This window comes from Holophagales bacterium (genome assembly GCA_016699405.1).
Taxonomy (GTDB): domain Bacteria; phylum Acidobacteriota; class Thermoanaerobaculia; order Multivoradales; family JAGPDF01; genus JAAYLR01.
On record CP064972.1, the window covers coordinates 459,934 to 485,902 of the forward strand.

Annotated in this window: 22 protein-coding genes and 1 tRNA gene; 13 read left to right on the forward strand and 10 right to left on the reverse strand. The window is 70.9% G+C overall.

The window, feature by feature from the left end:
- Window positions 1–128: 128 nt before the first annotated feature.
- The 4 genes from IPJ17_02005 to IPJ17_02020 form a co-directional block, all read right to left on the reverse strand.
- Window positions 129–1,301: a hypothetical protein gene (locus IPJ17_02005; GenBank protein QQR74390.1), complete on the reverse strand. Its 1,173-nt coding sequence runs from the start codon at window positions 1,299–1,301 to the stop codon at window positions 129–131.
- Between the two features lie 79 nt (window positions 1,302–1,380).
- Entirely contained in the window at window positions 1,381–3,720 is a 2,340-nt protein-coding gene (locus tag IPJ17_02010) for a TonB-dependent receptor (protein ID QQR74391.1), read from the reverse strand.
- A 136-nt stretch (window positions 3,721–3,856) separates the two neighbouring features.
- Window positions 3,857–4,288: a hypothetical protein gene (locus IPJ17_02015; GenBank protein ID QQR74392.1), complete on the reverse strand. Its 432-nt coding sequence runs from the start codon at window positions 4,286–4,288 to the stop codon at window positions 3,857–3,859.
- 53 nt (window positions 4,289–4,341) lie between these two features.
- Window positions 4,342–8,142, reverse strand: a complete 3,801-nt coding sequence (locus IPJ17_02020; protein ID QQR74393.1) for a membrane dipeptidase — start codon at window positions 8,140–8,142, stop codon at window positions 4,342–4,344.
- Between the two features lie 69 nt (window positions 8,143–8,211).
- Here IPJ17_02020 and IPJ17_02025 point away from each other — a divergent pair, with 69 nt between their 5' ends.
- The 6 genes from IPJ17_02025 to IPJ17_02050 all read left to right on the forward strand — a co-directional run bounded on the left by IPJ17_02025 (window position 8,212) and on the right by IPJ17_02050 (window position 14,495).
- Window positions 8,212–9,264, forward strand: a complete 1,053-nt coding sequence (locus IPJ17_02025) for a hypothetical protein (GenBank protein QQR74394.1) — start codon at window positions 8,212–8,214, stop codon at window positions 9,262–9,264.
- A gap of 32 nt (window positions 9,265–9,296) precedes the next feature.
- A complete protein-coding gene (locus IPJ17_02030; GenBank protein ID QQR74395.1) occupies window positions 9,297–11,750 on the forward strand; it encodes a 2-oxoglutarate dehydrogenase E1 component in 2,454 nt (817 codons plus the stop codon).
- Between the two features lie 162 nt (window positions 11,751–11,912).
- Complete coding sequence (locus IPJ17_02035) at window positions 11,913–12,539, forward strand: hypothetical protein (GenBank protein ID QQR74396.1); 627 nt, start codon at window positions 11,913–11,915, stop codon at window positions 12,537–12,539.
- 105 nt (window positions 12,540–12,644) lie between these two features.
- Entirely contained in the window at window positions 12,645–13,172 is a 528-nt protein-coding gene (locus IPJ17_02040; GenBank protein QQR74397.1) for a hypothetical protein, read from the forward strand.
- 157 nt (window positions 13,173–13,329) lie between these two features.
- The gene (locus IPJ17_02045; protein ID QQR74398.1) at window positions 13,330–13,818 is read left to right on the forward strand and encodes a DNA-binding response regulator; all 489 of its coding nucleotides are present in this window, start codon (window positions 13,330–13,332) and stop codon (window positions 13,816–13,818) included.
- Window positions 13,819–13,967: 149 nt separating this feature from the next.
- Entirely contained in the window at window positions 13,968–14,495 is a 528-nt protein-coding gene (locus IPJ17_02050) for a DUF4199 domain-containing protein (protein ID QQR74399.1), read from the forward strand.
- Between the two features lie 287 nt (window positions 14,496–14,782).
- Here the strand turns inward: IPJ17_02050 and IPJ17_02055 are convergent, their stop codons facing one another.
- A complete protein-coding gene (locus IPJ17_02055) occupies window positions 14,783–15,694 on the reverse strand; it encodes a transposase (protein QQR74400.1) in 912 nt (303 codons plus the stop codon).
- A gap of 302 nt (window positions 15,695–15,996) precedes the next feature.
- On the opposite strand from IPJ17_02055, the gene IPJ17_02060 reads away from it, so the two are divergent.
- From IPJ17_02060 to IPJ17_02080, 5 genes are all read left to right on the forward strand, one after another.
- The gene (locus IPJ17_02060) at window positions 15,997–16,416 is read left to right on the forward strand and encodes an SRPBCC domain-containing protein (GenBank protein QQR74401.1); all 420 of its coding nucleotides are present in this window, start codon (window positions 15,997–15,999) and stop codon (window positions 16,414–16,416) included.
- Window positions 16,417–16,457: 41 nt separating this feature from the next.
- Entirely contained in the window at window positions 16,458–17,147 is a 690-nt protein-coding gene (locus tag IPJ17_02065) for an NAD(P)H-binding protein (protein ID QQR74402.1), read from the forward strand.
- 10 nt (window positions 17,148–17,157) lie between these two features.
- The gene (locus tag IPJ17_02070) at window positions 17,158–17,997 is read left to right on the forward strand and encodes a nucleotidyltransferase domain-containing protein (protein QQR74403.1); all 840 of its coding nucleotides are present in this window, start codon (window positions 17,158–17,160) and stop codon (window positions 17,995–17,997) included.
- A gap of 96 nt (window positions 17,998–18,093) precedes the next feature.
- Window positions 18,094–18,585 carry a VOC family protein gene (locus IPJ17_02075; GenBank protein QQR74404.1) on the forward strand — a complete coding sequence of 164 codons (492 nt, stop codon included), beginning with the start codon at window positions 18,094–18,096 and terminating at the stop codon, window positions 18,583–18,585.
- Between the two features lie 304 nt (window positions 18,586–18,889).
- A complete protein-coding gene (locus IPJ17_02080) occupies window positions 18,890–20,308 on the forward strand; it encodes a CSLREA domain-containing protein (GenBank protein ID QQR74405.1) in 1,419 nt (472 codons plus the stop codon).
- 246 nt (window positions 20,309–20,554) lie between these two features.
- Here IPJ17_02080 and IPJ17_02085 read toward each other — a convergent pair whose 3' ends face one another.
- The gene (locus tag IPJ17_02085; GenBank protein ID QQR74406.1) at window positions 20,555–21,196 is read right to left on the reverse strand and encodes a transporter substrate-binding domain-containing protein; all 642 of its coding nucleotides are present in this window, start codon (window positions 21,194–21,196) and stop codon (window positions 20,555–20,557) included.
- 293 nt (window positions 21,197–21,489) lie between these two features.
- Here IPJ17_02085 and IPJ17_02090 point away from each other — a divergent pair, with 293 nt between their 5' ends.
- Window positions 21,490–21,951, forward strand: a complete 462-nt coding sequence (locus IPJ17_02090) for a hypothetical protein (GenBank protein QQR74407.1) — start codon at window positions 21,490–21,492, stop codon at window positions 21,949–21,951.
- Window positions 21,952–22,038: 87 nt separating this feature from the next.
- On the opposite strand, the gene IPJ17_02095 is transcribed toward IPJ17_02090, so the two are convergent.
- Window positions 22,039–22,112: transfer RNA gene (locus IPJ17_02095), tRNA-Gln, on the reverse strand.
- A gap of 368 nt (window positions 22,113–22,480) precedes the next feature.
- On the opposite strand from IPJ17_02095, the gene IPJ17_02100 reads away from it, so the two are divergent.
- Window positions 22,481–23,398, forward strand: a complete 918-nt coding sequence (locus tag IPJ17_02100) for a hypothetical protein (GenBank protein QQR74408.1) — start codon at window positions 22,481–22,483, stop codon at window positions 23,396–23,398.
- Window positions 23,399–23,462: 64 nt separating this feature from the next.
- Here IPJ17_02100 and IPJ17_02105 read toward each other — a convergent pair whose 3' ends face one another.
- The 3 genes from IPJ17_02105 to IPJ17_02115 are packed head-to-tail and all read right to left on the reverse strand — an operon-like array spanning window position 23,463 to window position 25,944.
- On the reverse strand, window positions 23,463–23,822 hold the full coding sequence (locus IPJ17_02105; protein ID QQR74409.1) for a hypothetical protein: 360 nt from the start codon (window positions 23,820–23,822) through the stop codon (window positions 23,463–23,465).
- Between the two features lie 11 nt (window positions 23,823–23,833).
- A complete protein-coding gene (gene arfB / locus IPJ17_02110) occupies window positions 23,834–24,253 on the reverse strand; it encodes an aminoacyl-tRNA hydrolase (GenBank protein ID QQR74410.1) in 420 nt (139 codons plus the stop codon).
- A gap of 23 nt (window positions 24,254–24,276) precedes the next feature.
- Window positions 24,277–25,944, reverse strand: a complete 1,668-nt coding sequence (locus IPJ17_02115) for a glutamine--tRNA ligase/YqeY domain fusion protein (GenBank protein ID QQR74411.1) — start codon at window positions 25,942–25,944, stop codon at window positions 24,277–24,279.
- Window positions 25,945–25,969: the final 25 nt, after the last annotated feature.

Consider the following 25,969-nt stretch of genomic DNA (forward strand, 5'->3'; position numbering starts at 1 on the left):
AGGCTGCGACCACGACCGCGATTGGCAGCGATCAGCAGCTCGCTCGAGAGACGATCGCTCTCACCTGGCGGTTCGACGGTGACTTGGCGACCACGCGGGACAACTCGGCGCCATCCTTCTACCCGCCCTCACTCCCCCACGACGCGGCGGAAGACTTCGTCGTGGAGGCGCCAGACGCCTTTCTCTTTGCGCAGCAGGGCTTCGCCGCGCACCGGGCCGTCGGGTGAGGTGCCGACGAGCAGCAGCAGGGCGCGGTCGCCCTTCTCGAAGGCGCGGGTGATGCGGAACGAGGTCGGGTGGGCGTCGGCGAGCGAGGCGAAGAAGATCTCGCCCTGTGCGGCGCCGAGGGCCTTGGCCTCGTTCCACTCGGCGAGCCGCTCGGTGGCGAGGAGCCCGACGAGCGCCGCCTGATCGCGCCGCGAAAGCGCGTTGTGGATGCGCAGGTAGCCGGCGCCGCTCGCGCCGCCGTTGGCACCTTGCTCGACACCGAAGTCGTCGCTGGCGACCGTCGCGTCCACGGCGATGTCGAAGGTGCGCTCCGGCGAATCGAGCGCCAGCGTGCCGACCAGACGCCCGTCGGCGAGCTTGACCGTCGACTGCACCGTCGGGTCCTCGCAGAAGCCACAGCCGTTGCCCGGCTCGAGCTGGTAGGAGATGCCGCGGAAGGCCCCGTCGGCGCCGAAGAGGAGGTAGACGACGGCCGTCTCCTCGTCGACGAAAAACTGGTCGATGAGCGCCTTGCGGTCGTGGTACTGGTCGATGAACTCGGCGTTGAACGCCGCGTTGGAGATGGCGAGCGCAATCGTCTTGCCGCCGAGCAGGAACTCCTCGCTGCGGAAGGCGTAGCCGTCGAGCAACTCGAACTCCAGGTCCTTGCTGCGGAAGTGCCCGCGTGCCGCGCCCGGCGCCGCGGCAGCGGTCGACCCGGCGGCGGTCGGTGCGTCGGTCGGCGGCGACGTGCCGGCCGGCTCTTCGAACGAGCGCGTCGAGATCGTGTCCCGCGGCGGCGGAATCGAACCTGCCACCTCGGTCGTCCCATCCGCGGGCGCATCGCCCGCCGGTGCCGCGGACGGCTCGACCGGCGTCGTCGCGGCCGGGGCCTCGGGCGCTACCGCTCCGGCAGCCGGGGGCTCGGGCGCGACGGTAGAGCGGAGCGAATCCTCGGGCGGAGCGACCGCTTCGCCGGGAGCCGGGGCTTCGGGCGTCGCAGTCGGCGACAGCTCCTGCGCGCTGGCGACGAGCGGCACGGCGGCGAGGAGCAGCGACAAGACGAGAACGGCAGACAGGCGGCGAGGACGCATGGTGGAGCTCCCGACGAGGTCGAAACGGCTGCCCGGGCAGCGTAGCACGCGGCCCGGGCCGGTCTCGGCGCACCCGCCGTCAGTACCGCAGCTCGACCGAGGCGAGCAGCGTGCGCCCCGGCTCGGGCACGCCGACGCCGACGCGGAAGGGATCGCGCTGGTACGAGAGGCTGCGGACGTAGGCGCGGTCGAACAGGTTGTCGACCCCGGCGACGAGCCGCACCCGGCCCAGCTCCAGGCCGGCGCGCAGATCGAGGGTCTCCCAGGCGGGTGTCGGCGACTCGCCGAGGTCCGCGTCGACCCGGTCCTGGCGCGCCGCGGCACGCCCCTCGGCTTCGACGTACCAGCGGCCCGGTTCGTAGCGCAGCGCAAGCCGCCCGGTAGGCGGCGGCATCTCCGGCAGGTCGGTATCCCGCACCCCGCGCGCCGGGGCGAGCTCCTGGGTGCCACGTACCAGCGAGAGCCCGGAGACGAGCAGCAGATGGCGGCCGAGCGTCCACTGCAGCGAGGCCTCGCCGCCGACCAGTCGCGCGTCGACGTTGGCGAAGCTGCGGGCGCGGCTGTTCGTCACCCCCGACACGGCGTTCTGTCGCGTCCGTTCCACCACGGTGATGAAGTCGTTGACCGCCGCCCGCCAAGAGGCGAGCTGGAGCGACAGCCGCTCGCCGCGATAGCGCATCGCGACGTCGGCCTCGAGGTTGGCCGCCGGTCGCAACTGGGGATTGCCGACCCAGTCGCTGCCCATTCGCTTGAGACCGAAAAAGAGCTCCTGGCCGTCGGGCAGCCGCATCGTCCGACCGAGCGACACGGTGAGCTCCCACGCCGGGCGCGGCGCCCAGGCCAGCGCGACGTTCCCCGAGGGGAGCATTCGTGCCATCGAGGTGGCGCGGGTCCCATGGTAGGCGAAGTAGAGATCGGTCGCGGCGAGCGCCCGATCGGCCTCGACCTCGGCGCGATCGACGCGCGCCCCGGCGCGCAGGGTGAGCCGTTCGCCGAACGTTCGCTCGAGCTCGCCGTAGAGGCCGAGCGCCGTGCTGCCGACGTCGGGCAGCGAGGCCTGCGGGCGATAGCTCATCCCGGCCATGCTGGTCGCCGCATCCCACCTCCGGTCGTACCCCTCGAGCCCGAAGCGCAGCGAGCTGCGCTCTCCACCCTTCGCGGTGGCTTCGACTCGGGCTCCGGCGACCTCTGACCTCGCCACCGTCCGCATGCTGTAGAGACGCGGCGCACCGACCGAGGAGACGCGGTTGCGGTCATCCATCGCGTGATCGACCCGTGCGTACGAGGCGCTCGCCTCGAGCGAGCGCAGGGCGCTGCCCGGCCGCTCGGCGCGGTAGCGCAGCAGCGTGCGCGTCGCCCGGTCGTACTCGGCGTCCATCTGCAGGTACGGGTAGAGCTGCTCCTCGCCCTCCTGCCGAGCCACCGAGAGCTCGAGCCGCGAGCCGGCCGTGAGACTCCGCTCGATGCCGGCCCAGCCGGTTGCGATGTCGAAGGCGCGACGGTCGCGCGACGACGCGCGATAGGCCGCCGAGGCGCTGGCCGGGAGGAGCTCCGTCAGCTTCATACCGTCGCCGTCGACGTACGAGTCGCCCTGCCGCAGCGAAGCGCCGCCCTGGACGCTCCAGCGCGGCCCCGCCCACGAGGCCGAGGTCGCCGGCGCGACGAACGCCGCCGAGGCCGCCGAGAGGCGTGCCATGAACGTTGCCCCGGCGTCCGGATCCCGCGTCACCAGGTTCACCGTGCCGCCGAGGCTCCCCGAGGAGGTGACGTCGAGCGGTCCCTTGACCACCTCGATCCGCTCGATCTCGGCGAAGTCGACGTGGAACGCCGGCGGGTCCATGTGGTTGGGACAGGCACCGTAGAGGCGCTGTCCGTCGATCAGCACGTTGAGGTTCTCGCCCTTGAAGCCGCGCACGACGACGTCGCTGGCGATCGCTCCCTTGCGCAGCGCGTGGACGCCGTCGAGCCGGGCGAGGGCCTCCCCGGCATCGCGCGCGAAGCTCTCACGCACCTCGCGTGCCTCGACGCTGTCGCGCGCCGCCGTGCCCGTCACCTCGAGGCGCTCGCGCACCACGTCGAGGTCGAGCGCGAGCTCGACCTCCACCCGCTCGCCGTCGGCGAGCCTCCGCACCTCTCGGCTCGCCGCCTCGACGCCCGGCAACGCTGCGGCGATCGCGCAGTCGGCGCCGAGCGCGACCGGCGCCTGGAAGCGACCGCTCTCGTCGGCGCGCAGCCCGAGCGGCGTGGCCGGCGGCGCACAGGTGACGGTCACCGTCGCTCCCGGCACCGGCCCACCGCTGCGATCCACCACCCGCCCGCTCAGGCCGCCCGGCACTTCACCCTGCGCCGGCGCGACCGCTGTCCCAACCCCGAGCGCCAGCACCAGCAGGCACCCGATCCGATGTCGACTCCTCGTCATGACGTTCTCTCTCCCCCGGCGGGCCTCGCCCAGAGCAAGGCGCTCCGCCGGCACATCCCGTGGACAGGTTCCCGCGCACGGCGTCGCCCGGCCCTGCAACACGAGGGCCGACGACGCGCCGGCGCGTTCGGACGGGTCAAGCCGCGCGGGCGGCGCGGGGAGGAGGAGAGATCGGACGGGAGAGCCAACCGCGAGCGGCGACGGCGGCCGGAAGGTCGGCGAGCTCGCCGACGCGCGGCGGCTCGAGGTCGGCGCGCGCAGCAAGAATCCACTCCATTGACTGGCGGCTGTCGTGATCGCGCGATGGCGCGAGTGGGGCACCGCCATCCGCGGGCCGGCGCTCGTGCGCCGAGCTCATCGTGCCGCAGGCGGCCCCCCGCCTGCCGCGTAGCAGACGACAACAGGCCTTCTCGCCGGAGGCCCCGATCGCGTTCGTCGCGCGGGCTCGCGTCCTCCAGCAGGAGCAGCCGCAGTTGCGCTCGGCCGTGCAGGAGCACGGCTCGGAGCGCTGCGGCGCGAAGCCGGCCGAGAACCAGAGTGCCAGCAGGAATCCGAGGGCTCGTCGCACGGCGCCTCGAAGGTAGCAGAGGCGCCAAGCGCGGGAACTACCCGCCGGGGCGGTCAGCTCCCGCGGCGGAGCTCGCGTCCAATCCGCTCGACTTCGCTCCAGACGCGCAGCAGGTTGCCGCCGAGGATCTTCTCGACGTCGGCGTCGCTGTAGCCCTTCTCGAGCAGCCGGCGGACCAGGCCCGGCAGGCGCGACACGTCCTCGAGCCCTTCGGGGAGCGCCGAGACCCCGTCGAAGTCCGAGCCGATGCCGACGTGGTCGACGCCGACGAGGGCGACGACATGGTCGATGTGCGCCACGACGTCGTCGAGCGTCACCTTCGGCTGCGGGTGCTCGGCGAGGTAGCGCTCGCGGAAGCGGTCGATCTCCGGGTCGTGATCGGCGAGCCCCTTCTCCTTCTTGAACGCCTCGACCGCGCTCCACGCCAGATCGCCGTGCTGGTTCGCCGCCGCGGTGAGGAAGAAGTTGCCGAAGTTGATCTGGATCACGCCCCCCTTGGCGGCGAGCTGGCGGATCCGCTCGTCGTCGAGGTTGCGCTCGAAGCCCGGAGTGAAGAAGCGGCACGAGGAGTGCGAGGCGATCAGCGGCGCGCGAGAGAGCCCGATGACCTGATCGAACGTCTCGTCGGAGACGTGCGAGATGTCGACCATCACCCCGAGCCGGTTCATCTCCTCGACCACCTCGCGGCCGAACGGCGAGAGGCCGTGCCACTTGCGCGTCTCTTTCGGCGAGTACGAGGAGTCGCCGATCGCGTTGTCGGCGCCGTGGGTGAGCGTGACGTAGCGCACGCCGCGCTCGGCGAAGTGGCGGAGGTTGGCGAGGTCCTGCTCGATCGCCGAGCCGTTCTCGATGCCGAGGGCGAGCGCGATCTTCCCGGCCGCGGCGACCGCCTTCACCTCCTCCGGCGAGCGGGCGACCGCCCACTTCTCCGGGTTTTTGGTGACCAGCGCCTCGACCGAGTCGATCAGGCCGTCGGCCATCTTGCGCGCTGCGCCGTCGATCGGCACCTCGGCCGGGATGTAGATCGACATGAAGGCGGCATCGAGCCCGCCGGAACGGGCGCGCGGCCAGTCGAAGTGCCCACCGGCGGTGCGCCGGGAGACGTCGGCCTTCTCCTCGGTGAGTCGATAAGGCAGGTCGATGTGGGTGTCGACCACCGTGGCGCGTCGCAGCAGGTCGCCGGTCCGCCGGTCGAGCTCGGCGCCGCGAGCGCTCTCCGCCGTCGCCCCCGCCCGCAGACCGAGCAGGTTGACGAAGAGTCGATAGGCCCCCGGCACGCCGGCCGGGAGCTGCCGGAAGAACGAGAGGCCGGTGTAGACGTAGGTCCCCTTGCCCACCGCGGCGACGAGCAGCCCGCCGCGCGCTGCCGGCTCGCCGGGGTCGTGCAGCTCGAGGAGCGGCTTGTAGCCGGGGTCCCAGCTCCCGGCCATGTAGAGCGCGCGCTCCTGCACCCAGCCGTTCCAGTCCGCCGGACCGAGCTCGTTCGGCGTGTGGAAGAGCGGCGAGGCCGGATCGAGCACGACGACCGGCGACGTCTCGTCGGTGATCCGGTCGTGCGGCCGTGCGATCTCGAGCGGCAGCGGCGCGAACCGCCCCTCGACGAACGGGTACTGCTGGTACTGGACGATCGCCAGGCCGCCGGCGCGCACGTAGTCGAGCAGGTGCGCATTCGCCGCGGCGAGCCCGGGGTCGGACTCGTAGGCGCGCGCGCCGACGACGATCGCGTCGTAGCCGGAGAGATCGCCGGTCGCCAGCTCGGCAGCGGTGAGGCGCACCACCGGCACGCCCACCTCGAGCAGGTATTCGGGCATCCGGTCGGCGGCGCCGACGACGTAGCCGACGCGGCTGAGCTTCGGCAGGCGCAGGTCGAAGGCGGAGAGGCGCGCCGTCGCCAGGTGCGGCCAGGCGACCGGACGGATGTGCGGGTAGTCGACGAGCGGCAGCGTCTGCGCGTAGCGGCGACCGCCGAGCTCCGCGGCGACGGCGAGCGGCGCGCTGCCGTCGCCGCACGGGCGGGCGACGAGCGGCAGGACGAGCTCGCCGTGCGGCGGCAGGCTGAACGGCTGCGGCGCGTTCGGCGCGCCACAGGTCGCCAGGTCGACGAGCGTGCCGGCGAGCGGCGTCGCCGCGTTCGAGCGCAGGTGCGCCTCGACCGCTCGCTCGACGAGCGCCGGGCGGGGGAGGAGCGCGAGGTCGGGCAGGAGGTCGACCTCGATCGGCGGCACGACGCGCAACGGGCGGCGGATCTCCCCCTTCGCCTGGTCGCTGTAGCGGTAGACCACCTCGCGCGGCGCCGCGAGCGTCGCGCCGTCGATCGCCAGCTCGAGGGTCGCGGTGAGCGCCGGTGCCGCGGCCGGCTCCCCGCGCACGGCGGCCGGCGCGCTGCTCCAGTCGTAGCGATCGCCCTGCGGCGTGTGGCGCAGGAAGTAAGGGACGGTCGGCGGCGCGTCGGCCGGCACCGGCACGTCGACGGTCCAGCGCGCCAGCTCGCCCGCGGCGACCGAGCGGGCGGCCTGCGGCACGGCGGGCGTCGCCCAACCGTCGGCCGTGGCAAGACGCACCCCGCGCACCTCGAGCGACCGGGCGCCGCTGTTCCACAAGGAGACGGTCACCTTCGCCGTCTCGCCGGGGACGAGCGTTTCGCGGTCGGCCGACGCTTCGAGGGCCACTCCCGCAGCGGCGCGCATCCCCTCCTCGGCCACCGCGAGCTTCTCGTCGAGGATCGCCGCGGCGTGCGCGCAGCCGAGCGCGGCACAGCCGTGGGCGACGCCGGCGATCTCGCGCAGCTCGCGCACGATCGCCGCGAAGTCGCCGACCAGCTCGCCGAGCGAGGCTGGCCGCAACCGCTCGCGCGCGGCGCGGGCTCGCGCTTCGACCGCGGCGAGCCGCGGCGCCAGCACGCCGTCGACCGGCAGGCCGGCGACGATGCCGGCGAGCCGGGTGTCGATGCCGTCGAACGGGTCCTTCGCCTCCTTGCCGCCGGCCCCGGCGACCCAGGCGAGCTTGGTGTCGCGCGGCCCGAGCTCGAGCAACCGCCCCATGTCCTGCGAACGGTGCTGCGAACGCGACGCCGCGGCGAGCTGCGCCACCGAGCGCCCGCTCCACGGGTCGACGGCGGCGAGCGAGAGGGTCGCCGTGGCGAGCTCCGGCGCGAACCAGGCGCCGCGGTAGAGCGCCGCCGGCTGCCAGGGGACGAGCCCGTCCTTCACCAGGGAGGGGAAGGCGTTGCCGTCGCCGAGCTTCGCAAACGTCTCGTGCGCCGTCCAACCGGCCGCCTGATGCTGGCCGTGGCCCCCCGAGCCGTCGTTGCCGAAGATCGACACGACGACTTGCGGGCGGAAGCGCCAGACGACCCGCGCGAAGTCCTCGGCGAGCTCGGCGCGCCCCCAGCGCTGCAGCGTCTCGTCGAGCGAGCGGGTGTAGCCGAAGTCGAGGGCGCGGCTGAAGTACTGGCGCGCCCCGTCGACGCGCCGCGCGGCGAGGAGCTCCTCGGTGCGCAGCAGTCCGAGGCCGACACCGAGCTCCGGACCGACGAGGTTCTGGCCGCCGTCGCCGCGCGAGAGCGAGAGGTAGGCCGCCTCGCCGCCCATCTGCGAGACGCGGGCGAGGAGCGCCGTGTCTTCGTCGTCCGGATGGGCGGCGATGACCAGGAGCCGCCGGTTGCCCGAGAGCTTGGCGAGGGCGCGATCGACCGCCGGAGCCCCGCCCGTGCCCGCCGGCTCGAGCGCGGACGGCAGGACCGTCGGCTCGCTGGCGCGAACGGGAGCGGCGACACCGTCTCCCAGCAGGACGAAACCGACGAGCGTCACGAGGGCGGCGACCGGCGCCGCGAGGCGGGCTTGGAGTGAGGTCATGGCGCGGGATTGTACGGCCGACGCGGGGCCGCGGTTGCGCCGCACTACGCCGCGGCCTAACCTCGCCTCATGGCGACCGATTCGCCCGCAGAGCCCGGCTCGTTCGATCTCCGACGCGTCTCGGGTGCGCTTCTCGTCTGCGCCTTCGGCCTCCTGCTGATGCTCGCCGCCTGGCGCGCCGGGCCGCCGCAGTGGCGCGCCGCGCGCCGTCTGGCCACACTCTCCGCGACGGCCCACGGCGAGGTCGACGCGCTCTGGTGGCATCTCGACTTCGACCCGCGCCCGCTCGGCCGCGACGGCACCAACTGGCTCGCGCTGACCGCGCCCGAGCTCTGCGCGCGGCTGCGCTTCCGGCCCGCCGGCACCGGCGAGGAGCAGAAGGCCGTCGCCTGCCGGCGCTGGAGCGAGCTGCGCGACGTGCGCCAGCTCCTGGCCCCGGAGCTCGCACCCGACCTGCCTGCGAGCTTCGCCGCCGCAAACGGGAGGCCGGTGATCGACATTCGTCTTTCCGCTCGCGCCCTGGCGTGGCTCGCCGCGCACCCCCCGGCGGTCTTCTGGGTGCACCCGGACGTCGCCTTCGATGTCGTCCCGACGCTGCACTCCGAGCTCGAGCTGCTCGCCTGGGTGATCGACGACGCCGAGCGGAAGCTGGCGGACACCGCCATCGGCAGATCCACCGCGATCGAGGTCGCCTACGACCCAGCCGACCCGCGGCGCGCCGCCCCGGCCGCGTGGCGCCGCGATCCGCTCCTGCACTCGCCGATCGAACGGATCTTCCCCGTCCTCGCCTTCGTCGCCGGGCTCGTCGCCTGGTGTGCCGGCGGTTTCCTCCTTCTCGCGCCGCGCGCCAGGCGGCTGGGCCTCGCGATCGCGCTCGCCGGCGGGCTCGCCGTGCCGCTCTGGGGCGAGCCCGCGGCTTTTCTCCTGCGCGACGTCGTGCCGGCGGTCGGGGGTTTCGTCGATTCGCTCACCCAGGCGCTGGTCCCGAGCGCTCCGCGACCGATCCTGCGCGATCCGGATTCCTTCGGCGAACCGGGCGAACGCCGCCGGCCGTGGTTGGCGCCGCCGGCGACGCGCGGCGACTTCCGCACCGGGATGGAGGACCGCGTCGCCGCCCGGTGACGCGCGAGGCCGTGCGATAGGCTTCGCGCGCCATGAGCATGTCCTCTGCCGATTCCGCGATCTTCGACGCCTTCCGCCGCTGGGGCTACCTCGAGGCCGAGCTCGACCCGTTCGGCCGCCTGCAGCCGCTGCGCATGCCCGAGCTCGCGCTCTCCGGCGAGACGGCGGAGACGGCGCGACGGATCTACTGCGGCGCGATCGGTGCCGAGTTCATGCACCTCCCCGACGGCGCGCGTCGCGAGTGGGTGGCCGCACGGCTGGAGGCCGAGCCGCCGGCGATCGACCGCCGCCGGGTCTTCGACGGCCTCCTGCGCGCCGAGCTGCTCGAGCAGGTCCTCCAGGCACGCTACACCGGCAACAAGCGCTTCTCGCTCGAAGGCACGGTGGCGCTGGTGCCGCTGCTTCACGAGGGGCTCGAGGTGGCCGCCGAGGCGGGTGCGGAGCAGGCGGTACTGGCGATGAGCCATCGCGGCCGCTTGAACGTGATGGTGCAGGTGGTCGGCCGCAGCCCGCACGAGGTCTTCGCCGGCTTCGAGGACGTCGACCCGAAGAGCATCCTCGGCTCGGGCGACGTCAAGTACCACCTCGGCGCCACCGGCAACTTCCGCGCTGCCAGCGGTCGCACGGTGCGCATCCATCTCTCGTCGAACCCCAGTCATCTCGAAGCGGTCTGCCCGGTGGCGTTGGGACGCGCTCGCGCCAAGCAGGAGCGGCTCGGCGACCGCACCGGCCGGCGCGTGCTGCCGGTGCTGATGCACGGCGACTCGGCCTTCGCCGGCCAGGGGATCCTCGCCGAGACACTGAACCTCGCCGCGGTCGAGGGCTTCGACGTCGGCGGCACGGTACACGTCGTGGTGAACAACTACATCGGCTTCACCACCGAGCCGCACGCCTACTCCTCGACGCGCTACGCCACCGACATCGCCAAGCGGCTGCCGATCCCGATCTTCCACGTCAACGCCGAGGACCCCGACGCGGTGGCGCGCGTCGCGCGGCTCGCCGTCGAGTACCGCAACGCCTTCGCCTCCGACGTGGTGGTGGACCTGCTCGGCTACCGCCGCTACGGCCACAGCGAGGTCGACGACCCGACGGTGACCCAGCCTCTGCTCTACAAGAAGATCCGCGCCACGCCGCCGCTCTGGCAGTCGTACGCCTCGCGTGCCGGGCTCTCGCGCGGCGAGGCCGACGCGGCGGCGGCGGCGGTGCGCGACGAGTACGTCGCGGCGCAGAAGGAGGCGGCGCAGCTCTCGCGCATCCCGCTGCTGCGCGAGCTGCCCGGCTACTGGGCGCCGTACCGCGGCGGCCGCTGGGACGAGTCGCTCGCCGTCACCACCGGCGTCGCCGCGGACAAGCTCGCCGAGCTCGGCGCCAAGCTCACCCGCGCACCGGAGGGGTTCCACGTCCACCCGAAGGTCGAGAAGCTGCTCGAGGAGCGGGCGAAGATGGCGCGTGGGGAGAAGCCCGTCGACTTCGGCATGGCCGAGGCGCTCGCCTTCGCCTCGCTCGTCGTCGCCGGCACCCCGGTGCGCCTCTCCGGCCAGGACTCGCGGCGCGGCACCTTCAACCACCGGCACGCCGTGCTGATCGACGTCGAGGACGAGAAGGAGTACTTGCCACTCGCCCATCTGACGCCCGGGCAGGCGAAGTTCGAGGTCTACGACTCGGTGCTCTCGGAGGCCGCGGTGCTCGGCTTCGAGTACGGCTTCTCGCGCGACACGCCGGAGGCGCTGGTGCTCTGGGAGGCGCAGTTCGGCGACTTCGCCAACGGGGCGCAGATCCTCATCGACCAGTTCCTCGCCGCCGGCGAGGACAAGTGGGGGCTGCTCTCGGGGCTCGTCATGCTGCTGCCGCACGGCTACGAGGGACAGGGGCCGGAGCACTCGTCGGCGCGCATCGAGCGCTATCTGCAGCTCGCTGGCGAGGAGAACATGGTCGTCGCCCAGCCGTCGACCGCGGCGCAGTACTTCCACCTGCTGCGCCGCCAGGCGCTGCGCCACTGGCGGAAGCCGTTGATCGTCTTCACGCCGAAGAGCGGTCTGCGCAACCCCGACGCCTGCTCGCCGCTCGCCGAGCTCGCCGCGCCGCGATTCGGAAATGTTCTGAAGGACACCCTGGGGTCCTCCGGACCCGGCGTGCGGCGAGTCCTGCTGGCCACCGGCAAGGTCGTCCACGAGCTCCGCGCCGAGCGCGCCAGGCGCAAGGCCGACGACGTCGCCGTCCTCGGCCTCGAACAGCTCTACCCCTTCCCCGAAGCTGACCTGACCGCCGCGCTCGCCGCCTACCCCGAAGCCCGCGAGCTCGTCTGGGTCCAGGAAGAGCCCGGCAACATGGGCGCCCTCGCCTACGCCATGCCCCACCTCGAACACACCGCCCGCGACCTCGCCGTCCGCTCCGTCAAGCGCTCCCCCTCCGCCAGCCCCGCCACCGGCTCGCCGAAGGCGCACGCGCTCGAGCAGAAGACGTTGTTGAATCTGGCGTTCGCGTAGGGCACGCCTACCTAGGTCCAAGAGCGCGAAGTGCGGTCCAGTGCCCACCTCGGTGCAGTCCGGCAGCCAGCATGCAAATACCGGCTGGCTGTTTGCTTCGGGTGAACCACTTGCCGTCGCGGCCCGGAGCCAACACCGGCAGACGCCACTTGCACCCACACCATGCGCGCAGTGCCTAGGGATATCCGGACGCTTCTCGCAGCTTGCGAGGCGCAGCTCAGAAGCATCGGCGACGCCTATCAGACAGCACTAGCGGGCGATGATCTGCCGGAGACCGCGTTCGTCGCGATCAAGAATCTCCTCGAGAACGAACGATCCGTTCTCGACTACCTAGCGATGCACATCCGGGTCTCTTGCTGCTCCCCTCCGAAGCCAAGAGAGAAGATCTACTTTCCAATCTTTGGTAAGCGCAAGACATTCGTGGTGAAGGCCGACAAGTGGCTCCCAGGCCTTCAGACATCGAACCGCGAGTTGTGGAACTACCTCGACAGCGTGCAGCCCTACCCGCAGCGCGGCGAGAACTCACTCCGCGATCTCAATTGGTTGGTCAATCGAAAGAAGCACGTAGCCCTCGTGCGTCAAGAGCGCCGGGAGGTACCTATCGGCCAGAGACTCCCAGCAGCCTTTGGGCCAGAGGTCTTCCGGAAAGCTGATTTCGGAGCGGACCCTGCGGAGGATGGATGGATCGCGTTTCGTTTCGTCGGTATGCGGCGGTCTGCGCTCTGGGTTCTCGGCCGAATCCAGACCACCGTGGATCAGGTCGTGGAGGACGTCTTACGACTCATCTGAAGGGGGTCGCTTGCGTCCCGGATTCTGCCGCCTCCTCTCGCTCGATCTTTCGGGCCTCGGTGCCGAGCCAACTTCCCGTCGGCCGGCCCAGGCAAAGAGGCTGAGATGCTCATCACTCGAACCCCACTGGTCTTCACTGCCTTTCTGCTGACGTCCGGCTGCACGGCAAAGCAGCTCGGTCTGCCGAGAACGGAGCTAGCGGTCGCGGCTCCGGACTCTTCGGCCTGGGCCGAGGTCCGGAACCACCCGAGCTTCGACCCACCTGATCAGTCGCTCCAGATTCGGTTGCACTCTGGCGAGGTCGTTCGGCTGGTGCGGCTCGCCCCCGACCAGGACTGGTGTAACGCCGCGGTCTGGGCACCCGACGGGTCGCGCGTGGCCTTCCTGGTCCAGGACGCCACAGCCTACGTGTACGACCTAGCGACGCGACGCCTCATCGCCACCGATCTCGTCGACAAGGGTGGCGCGTACCTCTCCGAGAACATCGCCCGCGAACTGACCTTCTCTACCGATGGAGCGCAGCTCAGCCTGCTCCCTTGCAAACGCCGCGGCGGGTCGTGCGGACTTCGTGTCGCCATTCCGGTGCCAGCGCCTGCGGCCGACGAGCTCGGCCCGTGGCGCCGGTTGAGCTGAGTCCTGGGTCGTCGTGCGACAGGAGCTACTCTCCGACGGTTGAGCCTCGGCTCTCGTCCAATCGCCGCCTCTCGCGCCGCCGCAACGACATCCGGCGCCACGGCCTCGAAGAGGCCATCCACTGAAGAGGGGCTCTCCTTCTCAGTATCATCCGCGCATGGCGTCACGCTTCGGCGTTCGTTGGCCGCTGGCCGTCCTCGCCTACGGCGCGGCGGGAGGGGTTCTCCTCGCGGCGCTGCGCTGGAGCGAGTACCGCTTCCTGGTGGTCGAGCACTCGTACGAGATCTACGCGGGCTTGGTCGCGGCCCTCTTCGCGGGGGTCGGCATCTGGCTCGGCACGCGACTTGTTCGCCGGAAGACCGAGCGTGTCGTGGTCGAGGTTCCGGTCGAGGTCCGCGTCCCGGTGGCGGGACCCGCGGCCTTCGAGGTCGACGTTGCCCGTCAGCGGGAGCTCGGGATCACGCAGCGTGAGCTCGAGGTTCTGGGGTGCATCGCCGCCGGGTTGTCGACGCGGGAGATCGGCGAGAAGCTCTTCGTCTCGGAGAACACGGTCAAGACCCACGCCGGCCGGCTGCTCGAGAAGCTCGGAGCGCGGCGGCGAACCCAGGCGGTGCAACGGGGCAAGGAGCTCGGGCTCCTCCCTTGAGGAGAGCGTCCTCCCCCGAAAGAGTGATTCGCGTCGAATCCGGCCTCACGGCGCGAGAATCACCCCTTCGGGTGACGACAGGCGGAGCGTCCTGCCGCTAGCTTCCGGCCTTCCAACCGCGGCGAGGCCGCAAGGAGGCTCCAATGTCGATGAAGAAGACCGTCTGGACCTGGGGACTGATCGCGGGCGGCATCCCCAGCGCCCTCATGCTCGTGGCCACGGTGTTCGCCGATCGCATCGGGTTCGAGAAGGGCGCCATCTTCGGGTACACCGGCCTGGTGCTCTCGTCGCTCACCATCTTCTTCGGCGTACGCGCCTACCGGGAGAACGTCGGCGGCGGCCGCCTGTCCTTCAAGAAGGGTCTCCAGGTCGGCCTCCTGATCGCGCTCGTCGCGTGCGTGCTCTACGTCTGCACCTGGCAGATCGTCTACCACGCCTTCATCCCGGACTTCGCCGAGAAGTACGCCGCCTTCGCGCTCGACAAGGCGAGATCCCAGGGCAAGAGCGAGGCGGAGCTCGCCGAGTTGGCGCGACAGATGGCCCATTTCCAGGAGATGTACAAGAACCCCCTGGTGAACATCGCGTTCACCCTGCTCGAGCCTCTCCCCTTCGGACTCCTCTCCGCGCTGATCTCGGCCGGCATCCTGCGGCGCCGGGAAGCACCGGCAACGGCGTGACGGCTCGCCCACTCCAAGAAGGTGCCGACAATCTTCCAAGAAGGTGCCAACGATCTTCTCCGGGTTGAGGCTAGCCGAGCACGACCCGAGCTCGTCGCCGGTGCCTCGGCACGAGGCGTCTTGGGCTCACTTTCGACGGGCAAGGTCCTTGCCAGCCCTCAACCGGTGGAGGGCTGGCCCTCGTCGGCTTCGTGCTCGCGGCCGATCGCTGATCAGCGGTGACCGATGCAGTGCTCCAGCCCGCGAGCTTCCTGGAGCGTACTTGGCGTGGGGCGGGAGGGGCCGATCTAGCCGGTAGCGGGAAGCGGCGGAGGGAAGGCACGCTCAGGAAACAGCACCAAGCGATCACCGTTGCGCAGCCGGTCGGCGGCAACGCAAAAGGCCGCAGCGAAAACGCGGTAGGCCTCGATCAAAGCCAGGCGGACGGCCCTGCTAGCGGCGTGAACCCACGGCGCCGGCGAGCGTTTGGACCTCGCCGGCCTTTGGTGGGGGTGCTGACGCTGGACGCGATCGCGCCCCAGGGGCTCGCCGTGCTCGCGCTGGAGGCGTCGAGCTTCGGCCTCGACCTCGGCGACCAGCGCCGCGATGCGAGCCCGGCGTCGTTCCTTCGGCAGGTCTTTCCAGCAAGGCAGCGGCGAGAGCACGAGCGACTCCGTCGACTGGCAGGCTCTGGACTCGAGCTCTCCGCCCTTGCGTCGGAGCCTGTGCTCGAGCGTGCGGTCGATCCAGACGCCAGTGAGTGGACTCTCCTCGAGAAGCGCGGTGACACCGTGCGGCCCAGGCCAGTCCTGGGGTCGATCGACGAGTCGCTCCTTGACCCCGTGCCGCAGCATGTAGAAGAGGCGACCAACCTGGGCTTCCTCCTCGCCCGAGACGACGATCAACTCGTAGCGGCGTTCCCAGAACGGCCCCCTCCAGTCGTGTAGGCGACCGGCCTCCTTGGCGAGGTTCGCCTCGACGAAGGCCATGAAGAGGGCAAGCTGCTGCGGGCTCTCGGGGGAAAGTAGCAAATGAAGGTGGTTCGAGAGGATCACGAAGTCGTGGATGACCATCCGATAGCGAGCCTGGGCGCGTCCAAGGACCCCGAGAGCGATCTCATTGAAGTGCGGCGAAGGGCGCAGCAGTAGCCGTCCCTGCACCGTGCGGCAGGTGACCTCGACCATCGACCCTTCAGGCAGGTAGCGAAGGCGGCGTGCCATCGAAAGGGAAAGACGCGAACGGCGTCTCCGAACTTGCAGCAAGTCGGAGGAACAGCCGACTCTTCTCGGCGACGTCCCCGGAGTGCCCGACGGAAGATGCCGGAAGAAGAGGTGCCAGGGACCTTCGCAGACCTTCGCAGACCTTCGCAGCCGACGCCAACCTTGCATTTCTGGAGGAGCGCTCCAGAATTGCCCGAATGACCTGCCGACGGCTCCGCCCGCCCGAGCCGTCGCTGCGCGCCAGGGTCCGTCACTCGAGGCTTCGCCCGCTTCAACGGGGTACCCTTCTCCAGGAGATCCTCATGTCCATCTTTCGAACGTCCCGCGAGATTCGAGCCACCCCGGAGGCCGTCTTCGCTGCGATCCAGGATCCCGCGCGCCTGGCTCGGTGGTGGGGTCCGGAGGGCTTCACCAACACCTTTCACACCTGCGAGATCCGGCCAGGTGGCGCGTGGCGGTTCACCATGCACGGACCCGACGGCACCGACTATCCCAACGAGTCGGAGTTCCTCGAGGTCGTCGCGAATTCGCGGGTGCGAATCCGGCATCTCAACCCACCGCACTTCGAGCTGACGATCTCCCTCGAGGCGAGCCCGGCGGGGACGCACCTGTCGTGGTTCGCCGAATTCGAGAATCGCGAATTCGCCGAACGGATGCGATCCTTCCTCGAGGGAGCCAACGAGCAGAATCTCGATCGGCTGGTGATCGAGGTCGGCTCCTGAGCGGCGCGGTTGGCGAGCCGACAACACCGGAGAGCAAGACCATGAAGAGGGTCTGCATCGTCGGCGCGTCCGGGAAGCTCGGGCGCTACATGGTGCGACACGCGCTCGACCGCGGCTACGAGGTGGTCGGCGTTTGTCGTGAACAGAGCGTCGGCAAGCTCGACGCCTTCCAGGGGCGGATCACCCTCGTTCCCGGAGCGACGAACGACCGCGAGGTCATCCGGCGCGCGGTCGACGGCTGCGACGGGGTGCTCACCGTGCTGGTGCCGTGGGGAGTTCGGCAGTACTCGTCGGGGACGGCGCAGGCGGTGCTCGACTTCGCGCGGCCCGACGCGCGTTTGATCTTCTCCTGCGGCTGGCACATCACCCGCGACGGTCAGGACACCTACTCGCGTGGCTTCAGGCTCTTCCTCGTGACGTTCACCTGGCTCGCGCGAGCGATCCACCTCGCCGAGATCGACGACCAGGTCGAGGCGTGCCGGCGGATCTTCGCCAGCCAGAGCCGGTGGACCGTCGTGCGGGGAAGCGACCTCGAGGAGGGACAGAGCGAGGGCCTGCCCGTGTGGAGCCGTCACGTTGGCGACCCCGTCCTGGCGAGCAACCGGACACGCCGCGTCGACTTTGCGCTCTTCATGGTCGCCGCCCTCGAGAACGACGAGCTCGTCCACGAGGCGCCGGCGATCGTCGGCTGCCGGACGGCGTCGGCGCTCGCGGCCCGGGCCACCCGATGAGGGACCATCGATGAATTCCGAGGCGCCGATCGACGACATCGTGCGACGGGTGCGCGCCGTCGACGGCGTGCGGGCGATTGTTCTCGGGGGATCGCGCGCCCGGGGCACGCACACGGCGACCTCCGACACCGATCTCGGCCTCTACTACGATCCCGACCGGCCGCTCGACCTCGCCGCACTCGACGAGGTCGCCGCGGCGCTCGACGACCGCAGGCGATCCGGACTCGTGACGCCGATCGGCGGCTGGGGGCCGTGGGTCAACGGCGGCGGCTGGCTCACCGTGCAGTCGCACGCCGTCGATTTCATCTACCGCGATCTGCGGCAGGTCGCTGGCGTCATCGACGCCTGCCGGCGCGGCGAGGTCGGCATCGTCTACCAACCGGGCCACCCGCACGGCTTCGTCTCCTCGATCTACCTGGCGGAGATCGCGACCTGCCGCCCGCTCTGGGAGGCCGACGGCGAGATCACGGCGCTCCAGCGGCTGGCCTCGCCATACCCAGCGGCGCTCCGCTCGGCACTGATCGGCAAGTTCGGCTGGGAGGTCCGCTTCGCCCTGGAGACGGCGCGCAAGTGCATCGACCGCGCCGACGTGGTCTACGCCGCCGGCGCCACCTTCCGCGCGGCGATCTGTCTCCTGCAGGTCCTCTTCGCGCTCAACGAGCAGCCCTGGCTCAACGAGAAGGGTGCGGTGGCGATGGCCGAGAGCTTCCCGCGGCGCCCGCCCCGCCTGCGCGCCCGCCTCGAGGCGGCCTTCACGCGCATGGCGGCCGACGGCGACGCGATCCGCACGGCGATCGACGACCTCGATGCGCTCGAAGGCGACCTCGCCGCCCTGATCGGGGAGCGCTGAACGCTCCGCAGCGTGCCCGCACGCCACGCCTCACGGCGCGGCGCACCGATCGCGCTACGATGCCACCCCTCCAACGACGACTCCCAGGAGAAGCCGATGCCGATCCCTGCCCCTGCCGCCCTCCACCACACCTGCTTCCTCGTGCGCGATCTCGAAGCCACGGCGCAGCGGCTCGCCGATTCGCTCGGGGTCGCGGCGTTCGAGGTGCGGACGATCGTGCCGGCGTGGAGCCGGGTACACGGCAAGGAGTGTCCGTTCACCTTCCGCGTGGCCCTCGGCATGGTCGGGGGCGCGGCGTTCGAGCTCGTCACCCCGCACACCGGCACGAGCGTCTACGACGAGCACCTGGCGACGCACGGCGAGAGCTTCCACCACACCTGCCTCGTCTACCCGACGATCGGCGCGCTGCGCGAGGCCTCGGCCGAGCTCAAGCGGCAAGGGCGCGTGGCGATCCAGGAAGCCGGCGCCGGCGACCTCTTCGAGTTCGCCTACTTCGACTTCCCGGAGATCGGCTCGGCGGTCGAGGTGCTCTTCCTCGACATCGCAGAGATACCGCCGGCGGAGGCGGTCATCCACCCACGAGGGTGAGCCCACCCTCGCGTTGCCGTTCCGTGGCGACATTCGGCTCCTCACCGGATCAGCACAGCGGGCGTGGGGCTCTCGTGCAGCGGGCCTGGCGTCGTCTCGTTCGAACCGACGAGCCGCGTGGCAAGCAACACGGCCTCCCTGGACGGAGGTGGAGCCCACGGCGAGACCGGGTCCCCTCTCGTCACCCTTGGCTCGACGACAAGACCGGCCGTGATCCGCGACAACCAGGCGGGCGCAGTGGCGGCGTGCCTGGATGTCCGCCCCCGGACCCGGACGGCGCCATCCCTGGCAGGAGGCTCCTGCCATGCGCCCGTTCCTCGCCGCCTTCGTGGCGGCCCTGTCGCTGCTCACCTCGGTCGCCGCGCCGGCGGCGACCCTCCTCGTCAAGACCGCCGTCGACACCGATGCCGCCGACGGCTTCTGCTCGCTGCGCGAGGCGATCACCGCCGCCAACACCGACATGCCGCGCCAGGAGTGCCCGGCGGGGAGCGGCGCCGACCGCATCCTCTTCGACCTGCCCTCGCTCCCGGCGACGATCACCCTCGCCGCCCCGCTGCCCGAGATCTATGGTTCGCTTGCCCTGCGCGGACCGGGCCGCTCCGCGCTCACCCTCGACGGCGCAGGGCTCAACCGGATCCTGCGAGTCAACTCCGCCGCCGACGATCTGTTCATCGAGATCTCCGACCTGACGCTGGCCAACGGCTTCACGACGAGCGAGGGCGGCGCCCTCCACGTGCTCGGCGGCCAGGATGCCTGGGTGCGACTCGAGCGGCTCGAACTGGCCGGCAACGTCGCGACCCTTTATGGCGGCGCGATCAGCTTCACGCCCTCCGTCCCGACGTCGAGCCGGCTCGAGATCCGCCAGGCGTACTTCCACGACAACCAGGCAAGCAACCTGGGCGGCGGGGCGCTGCGGATCTACGACCACTCGGCGACGATCGACGCGACGACCTTCGCGAGCAACACGACGGGAGGCAACGGCGGGGCGATCAACCTCTTCGACTCGGCTCTGACTCTCGCCCGGTCGACGCTCTCCGGCAATTCCGCCGACGACTTCGGCGGGGCGATCAGCGGCTCGGACCTCAACGCGCCGCTCGCCCTGACGCTCGTCGACTCCACCGTCACCCTGAACGTCGCCGGCGCGGATGCGGACCCCTTCGGCGCTGGCGGCGGCATCTCCTTCGACGGGACCGCGGGTGCCCGTCTGCTCACGCTCGCCAACACCGTTCTTGCCGGCAACTCGGACCTTTCGACGACCGCCCCCAACAACCCGGACATCGCGGGAATCGACGCGACCGACTCGGTCGCGAGCACCCTCAGCCTCGTCGGCGATCCGACCGGCGCCGACACCTTCTTCCCTGCTGGCGTCCCCAACGTGAACGGCGACTACGTCGGCACCGCCGCGGCCCCGCTGCCGGCGGCGCTCGAGCCGCTCGGCAACAACGGCGGCCCGACGCCGACCCATCGCCCCGATCTCGTGGCGGGGAGCTGGGTTCTCGACCGCGGGCAGTGCCCCGGCGCCGAGGCCGACCAGCGCGGCGCCGGGCTCGCTCCGGCGAGCGGGCGGATCGTCGACATCGGCGCCCTGCCGAACGGCCCGGGCAGCGACGGATGCGACCTCGGCGCCGTCGAGCGCGGTGCCAACGCCGCGACCGCCCTCGTCCTCTTCGACGACGGCTTCGAGAACGGCACGACGCTCGCGTGGTGGGGGGAGCGACCCTAGGCCGTTCGAGAGCGCGATCACGCAGTGACGGATGCCACCTCGATGGCGCACTGCGATGCGGCGATGCGAGCGCGCGGGATCCCTGCCGCGTTCGCCATGGACCGTCACCTTGCCGAGCGGCGAGTCGGGGGCCGAGCGAAACTCGACGACGACACGAGCGAGCGTCCGAGGTCGGCTCGGGGCGCACGGCCGTGCGCCCCGGCGGGATCGAGGCCACCGGCCGGCAGAGCGCCGGCCGATCCGTCGTCACTTCGGCCACTTGCCCAGATCGGCCCGGAAGCGAGCGCCCTCCTCGAGCCAAGCGTTGTCGCGGTAGACGGTGAGCCAGCTGTCGAGGAAGTTGAGGAAGTCGGCGTCGCCCTTGCGCACGCCCATCGCCGAGACGGTCGAGTGCAGCGGCTCGGGCAGCGGCAGGAAGAGCTTGTCCGGCGCGCTCCGGACGACGGCGCGCGGCGCGAAGGTCGGCACCAGCACGGCGTGTGCCTCGCCCTCGAGCACGGCCGCCATCGGATCGGCGTCGCCCTCGACGAGCACCAGCGTGGCGCGCGGGAAGAGCCGTCGCGCCGTGCCTTCCTGGACGGTGCCGGCGTAGACGACGAGCTTGACCTCGGGCCGGTCGAAATCCTCGCGCGTCGTGAGCTTCTCGGCCGCCGCGCGACTGGCGACGAGGTCGATCCCCTCGTGCGAGGTCGGCGCCGAGTCGCTGATCACCAGGGCGCGCGCCGTGGTGACCCAGAGGCCGCTGACGATCACGCCGAACTGGCGGTCGAGCAGGTCGGGGATGATCTGCGACCCCAGACGCCATTGCGGTTGTAGCCCCAGATCTGGCCGAAGGTGCAGCGCGTTCGCGGGAGCTGACCGTCCAGGGTAGCGCGGTTGTCGGACCACACACTGCGCTCGCGGTAGCGTTCGCGATCACGATCGCGCTCGCAGCGCACCCTGGACTCCGCGAAGGCGGTCGTGGTGGCGAAGACCGTCACGCCGAGGACCGCGGCGACGACCTTCATGACGATTCCAGTTCGGATGAGTGCCCCCGGTCGCGGTGGAGCCCGAAATCGTGCCAGCCGCGCCCGACGTTCGTCGACCGCTCGTCGCCGGATCCGCGGCGGCACCAGCGCCCCGTGCCGCGGTGTCCCCGACCGGCCGCCGGCCGCGCACCATTTCCGGAGGGGCTGGTGGCCATGAACCGCTTGCGAGAGCTCGTCGCCGCGCGACCGCGGCTTTCGTTCGTCGTCCTCAACCTGCTGCTGGCGGGTGCGTCCCTGCTTTGGCTGGGGCGCGACAGCGCGGCGCCCGTCGGTGCCTGGATCGCGGCTGCGGTCGTCGTTCCTGGCGTCGCAGGCTCATTCTGGCGGGCCCGCTCACGCTGGCGGCAGGCCGCGGTGCTCTACCTTGCCTTCGTCCTGTTCTGCTGGTCGTTCACCCTCTTCGACGTGGCCGACCACCTCGGGGAGGTGACCTCGATCGGCGACCTCCCGGCATCGCTCGGCGGTCTCGTGCTCCGCGGCTTCGCCTTCGTGCTCTTCGGGCACCTCTTCGGCGCCCCCTCTCTGGCGGTGGCGTTGCTGGCGAACCTACTGGCCTTCCCGCCGCGGACGGAACCGCCGTCGCCGGACCGTCCCGCCCGACCCGCCGAAGGGTGACGTCCAGGCGCGCGACGCCAAAACGACAACGGCCGGCGGAGCGCCGGCCGTGACGTTTCTTTCGCGGAATCCCTCGTTGGAGCGGATTGGCTGGGAGGCAGGGACTCGAACCCCGATTCTGCGGTCCAGAGCCGCATGTCCTACCATTGAACGACCTCCCAATGGCCTGGGAATCGTACCGGGCCGACCCGGAACGGTCAAGCGACGCGGGGTGATTCGGGACCTCGGGACCCGGCGACCCGAGGCGCCGGCAAGGGCGACCGTCCGTTGTCGCAGGGCGGCGGCGCGCCGCACGGGCCCCCATTCCGCGCACCTCGGCCGAACGGTCGCACGGCTCTCCCGACGATGCACCTCGCGCCGGTGCGGAGGACGACGCACCGTCCTCTCGGGACTCCCTCAGCGAGGCGCGGCGGGCCCCCGATGAAGCGTGCGCAGGCACAGAACACGAGCGGCGCAGTCGCCAATGAAATCAGGCCTTTGGCGAGCTTTCGGCGCAGCGGGGCGTATGCTGCTTCGAGGGGGAACCGTCATGAAAGCAAGTCGCTTCGCCTGGGCCGCGATGCTCGCGGTGTCGGTTGCCGACCTCGCGTCGGCCGCCTCGTCGAACCTCGTCGTCAACCCACACTTCAACCGGGACCTCGCCGCATGGACCGCCTGGGACCCGGGCAACAGCACGACCGCGATCTACAGCGCCACCGACATGGACGGCGCTGCGGACTCCGGCTCGGCGCTCGTCAGCGCCGTTGCACCGAACAACTTCATCATCACCGCGCTGCGCTCGAGCTGTTTCCCGGTCGTCGCCGGGCGCTTCTATCGCTGGTCGACCAAGCTGTTCATCCCCGGAACGCAGTCGGGAGCCGGCGTCGTCCAACCCGGGTTCCGCTTCTCGACCGATCCAGCCTGCGCCACCCTCATGGCACCGACCTATTCGGTGACCAACACTTCGGTGGTCAACACGACGGTGACGTTGCACGCCGAAGGTCCGGCGCCGGCCGGCGCGGTGGCGGGGCAACTCTGGCTGATGCCGATCAAGACGGGCGGCAGCGCGCCGTTCTCGGCCTACTTCGACGACGTCGAGGTGGTCGAGCTCGGCTGCAACGGGCTCGAATCGGACACCACGCTCTGCCTGCAGGGTGGCCGTTTCGCCGTCACCGCCGCCTGGCAGTCCGGCACAGCGAGCGGAACGGGCCGCGCGGTGCAGCTGACCCCCGACACCGGCTACTTCTGGTTCTTCAACGCCTCGAACGTCGAGCTGCTCATCAAGGTGCTCGACGCCTGCGTCGTCCCCTTCCAGCACTTCTGGTCGTTCTCGGCCGGGCTCACCAACGTACAGGTTGACCTCACCGTGGTCGACACCAAGAACGGGACGACCAAGGTCTACCACAACCCGCTCAACACGGATTACCCGCCGAAGCTCGACACGAGCGCTTTCGCGACCTGTCCGTAGCGACCCGGGAGGAACGGCACGCCTCCGCGTCGACCCGGCGCCCCCGGCGCCGTTGTCAACGCGATCAGCTGCGCGCGCGCTGCGCCTTGAGCGCGGCGAGGAGCTCGCGGCCTTCGGGAAGACGCGGCCCGTGCACGGCCACACGCGCCTCCCAGAAGTCGGGCTCACCCCCCTGCAGGTCCTCGCCGGCGACCAGTGACATCGCCGTGCCGGCCTGCAGGATGTAGGGAATCCGCGCCTCTTCGAGCATCTCGACGAGCGTCCCGAGCTCCTCGGGATCGCGCGTGGCGTGCAACGGCTCGAGCGGATGCCCGCTCTCGGCGGACGGCGGGGCCTCGTCGAGCGAGTCGACGAGCGGAACGTGACAATCGGCGCAGACGGTGAAGCCGGGGCGGTACTCGCCGCCACATTCGGGACAGAACATGGCGACGGATTCTACTCGTCGTCGCCCGCCCGGCGGGAGCGCTTGCGCTCGCCGGTGCGACGCTTGGCCTCGAGACGACGGCGACCGGCAGCGCGGGAGGGCTTGGTCTTCTTGCGCGGGCGCGGCGGCGCGAGGGCACGCTCGACCCAGTGGGCGAGCCGCTCGAGAGCGTCCTCGCGGTTCTTCTCGCGCGTGCGATGGCGGCTCGCCTCGATGATCAGCTCACCGTCGGCCGTCACCCGGCGCCCGGCGAGCCGCGCCAACCGCGCCTTCTGCTCCTCGTCGAGCACCCGGCTCGCCGCCAGCGCGAAGCGCAACCGCACGGCGGTCTCCACCTTGTTCACGTTCTGCCCGCCCGGCCCGGAAGAGCGGTAGAACTCGAAGGCGATCTCGTCGGCGGGGATCGCCAGGGATGGCGTCGGATCGCTCATGAGGTCCCGGTGCCGCCGCTCGCCTACCCCCCCTGCTTCTGGATCTTCGCCCAGGTGTCGCGCAGGGTGGCGGTGCGGTTGAAGACCGGGCGGTCGGCGGTGTGGTCCTTCTCGTCGGCGCAGAAGTAGCCGACGCGCTCGAACTGCACGCGCTCGCCCGGGGCGGCGGCGGCGAGCGCCGGCTCGACCTTGGCGTGGGCGACGACTTCGAGGGAGGTCGGGCTGACCATCGAGATCCAGTCGACTCCGTCGGGCACGTCGTTCGGGTTCTCCTGGGTGAAGAGGTGGTCGTAGAGGCGCACCTCGGCGTCGACCGCGTGCGCCGCCGAGACCCAGTGGATCGTCCCCTGCACCTTGCGGCCGTCCGGCGTGCCGCCGCCGCGGGTCGCCGGGTCGTGGGTACAGCGCAGCTCGACGATCTCGCCGGCGGCGTCCTTGACCACCTCGACGCACTTGACGATGTAGCCCCAGCGCAGCCGTACCTCGCGTCCCGGCGCGAGGCGGAAGAACTTCTTCGGCGGATCTTCCATGAAGTCGTCGCGGTCGATCCAGAGCTCACGGCCGAAGAGCACCTCGCGCGTGCCGGCGGCCGGGTCTTCCGGGTTGTTGACCGCCTCGAGCGGCTCGAGCTTCCCCTCCGGCCAGTCGACCAGCGTCACCTTGATCGGACGGAGCACTGCCATCCGGCGGAGCGACGACCGGTTGAGCTCCTCGCGCACGCAGTGCTCGAGGAGGGCGAACTCGACGACCGACTCCTGCTTGGTGACGCCGATCCGCTCGGCGAAGTCGCGGATCGCCGCCGGCGGATAGCCGCGGCGGCGGATGCCGGCGATCGTCGGCAGGCGTGGGTCGTCCCAGCCGGCGACGACGCCCTCCTCGACGAGGCGCAGCAGCTTGCGCTTCGACATCACCGTGTTCGTCAGGTTCAGGCGCGCGAACTCGATCTGGCGGGGAGGGAAGATGCCGAGCTCGGCGACGAACCAGTCGTAGAGCGGGCGGTGGTCTTCGAACTCGAGGGTGCAGATCGAGTGGGTGATCCGTTCGAGCGAGTCCGACTGGCCGTGCGCCCAGTCGTACATCGGGTAGAGGCACCAGGCGTCGCCGGTGCGGTGATGGCTGGCGTGGAGGATCCGGTACATCACGGGATCGCGCAGGTTCATGTTGCCCGAGCCCATGTCGATCTTGGCACGCAGCACGCGGGCGCCGTCGGGGAACTCGCCGGCGCGCATGCGGCGGAAGAGGTCGAGGTTCTCTTCGACCGAGCGATGGCGGAACGGGCTCTCCGTGCCGGGAACGCCGAGCGAGCCGCGAAGCTCGCGGATCGCCTCGGGGGTCGAGTCGTCGACGTAGGCCTTGCCGGCGAGGATGAGCTGCTCGGCCCAGAGATAGAGCTGCTCGAAATAGTCCGAGGCGTAGAACTCGCGGTCGTCCCAGTCGAAGCCGAGCCAGCGCACGTCCTGCTTGATCGACTGGACGTACTCGTCCTCTTCCTTGGTCGGATTGGTGTCGTCGAAGCGCAGGTTGCAGCGACCGCCGTACTCCTTGGCGAGGCCGAAGTTCAGGCAGATCGACTTGGCGTGGCCGATGTGGAGGTAGCCGTTCGGCTCCGGCGGGAAGCGCGTCTGGATGCTGGCGTGCTTGCCGCTGGCGAGATCGGCGTCGATGATGTCGGCGATGAAGTGCTTGCCCATGATGACTCGTACCCTCTCAGAACGA

Bases quoted from the DNA above. Each gene is read 5' to 3' on its own strand.
- IPJ17_02005 (QQR74390.1), bottom strand. From the start codon at position 1,301: ATGCGTCCTCGCCGCCTGTCTGCCGTTCTCGTCTTGTCGCTGCTCCTC.
- IPJ17_02010 (QQR74391.1), bottom strand. From the start codon at position 3,720: ATGACGAGGAGTCGACATCGGATCGGGTGCCTGCTGGTGCTGGCGCTC.
- IPJ17_02020 (QQR74393.1), bottom strand. From the start codon at position 8,142: ATGACCTCACTCCAAGCCCGCCTCGCGGCGCCGGTCGCCGCCCTCGTG.
- IPJ17_02025 (QQR74394.1), top strand. From the start codon at position 8,212: ATGGCGACCGATTCGCCCGCAGAGCCCGGCTCGTTCGATCTCCGACGC.
- IPJ17_02030 (QQR74395.1), top strand. From the start codon at position 9,297: ATGAGCATGTCCTCTGCCGATTCCGCGATCTTCGACGCCTTCCGCCGC.
- IPJ17_02035 (QQR74396.1), top strand. From the start codon at position 11,913: ATGCGCGCAGTGCCTAGGGATATCCGGACGCTTCTCGCAGCTTGCGAG.
- IPJ17_02040 (QQR74397.1), top strand. From the start codon at position 12,645: ATGCTCATCACTCGAACCCCACTGGTCTTCACTGCCTTTCTGCTGACG.
- IPJ17_02045 (QQR74398.1), top strand. From the start codon at position 13,330: ATGGCGTCACGCTTCGGCGTTCGTTGGCCGCTGGCCGTCCTCGCCTAC.
- IPJ17_02050 (QQR74399.1), top strand. From the start codon at position 13,968: ATGAAGAAGACCGTCTGGACCTGGGGACTGATCGCGGGCGGCATCCCC.
- IPJ17_02055 (QQR74400.1), bottom strand. From the start codon at position 15,694: ATGGCACGCCGCCTTCGCTACCTGCCTGAAGGGTCGATGGTCGAGGTC.
- IPJ17_02060 (QQR74401.1), top strand. From the start codon at position 15,997: ATGTCCATCTTTCGAACGTCCCGCGAGATTCGAGCCACCCCGGAGGCC.
- IPJ17_02065 (QQR74402.1), top strand. From the start codon at position 16,458: ATGAAGAGGGTCTGCATCGTCGGCGCGTCCGGGAAGCTCGGGCGCTAC.
- IPJ17_02070 (QQR74403.1), top strand. From the start codon at position 17,158: ATGAATTCCGAGGCGCCGATCGACGACATCGTGCGACGGGTGCGCGCC.
- IPJ17_02075 (QQR74404.1), top strand. From the start codon at position 18,094: ATGCCGATCCCTGCCCCTGCCGCCCTCCACCACACCTGCTTCCTCGTG.
- IPJ17_02080 (QQR74405.1), top strand. From the start codon at position 18,890: ATGCGCCCGTTCCTCGCCGCCTTCGTGGCGGCCCTGTCGCTGCTCACC.
- IPJ17_02090 (QQR74407.1), top strand. From the start codon at position 21,490: ATGAACCGCTTGCGAGAGCTCGTCGCCGCGCGACCGCGGCTTTCGTTC.
- IPJ17_02100 (QQR74408.1), top strand. From the start codon at position 22,481: ATGAAAGCAAGTCGCTTCGCCTGGGCCGCGATGCTCGCGGTGTCGGTT.
- IPJ17_02105 (QQR74409.1), bottom strand. From the start codon at position 23,822: ATGTTCTGTCCCGAATGTGGCGGCGAGTACCGCCCCGGCTTCACCGTC.
- arfB (QQR74410.1), bottom strand. From the start codon at position 24,253: ATGAGCGATCCGACGCCATCCCTGGCGATCCCCGCCGACGAGATCGCC.
- IPJ17_02115 (QQR74411.1), bottom strand. From the start codon at position 25,944: ATGGGCAAGCACTTCATCGCCGACATCATCGACGCCGATCTCGCCAGC.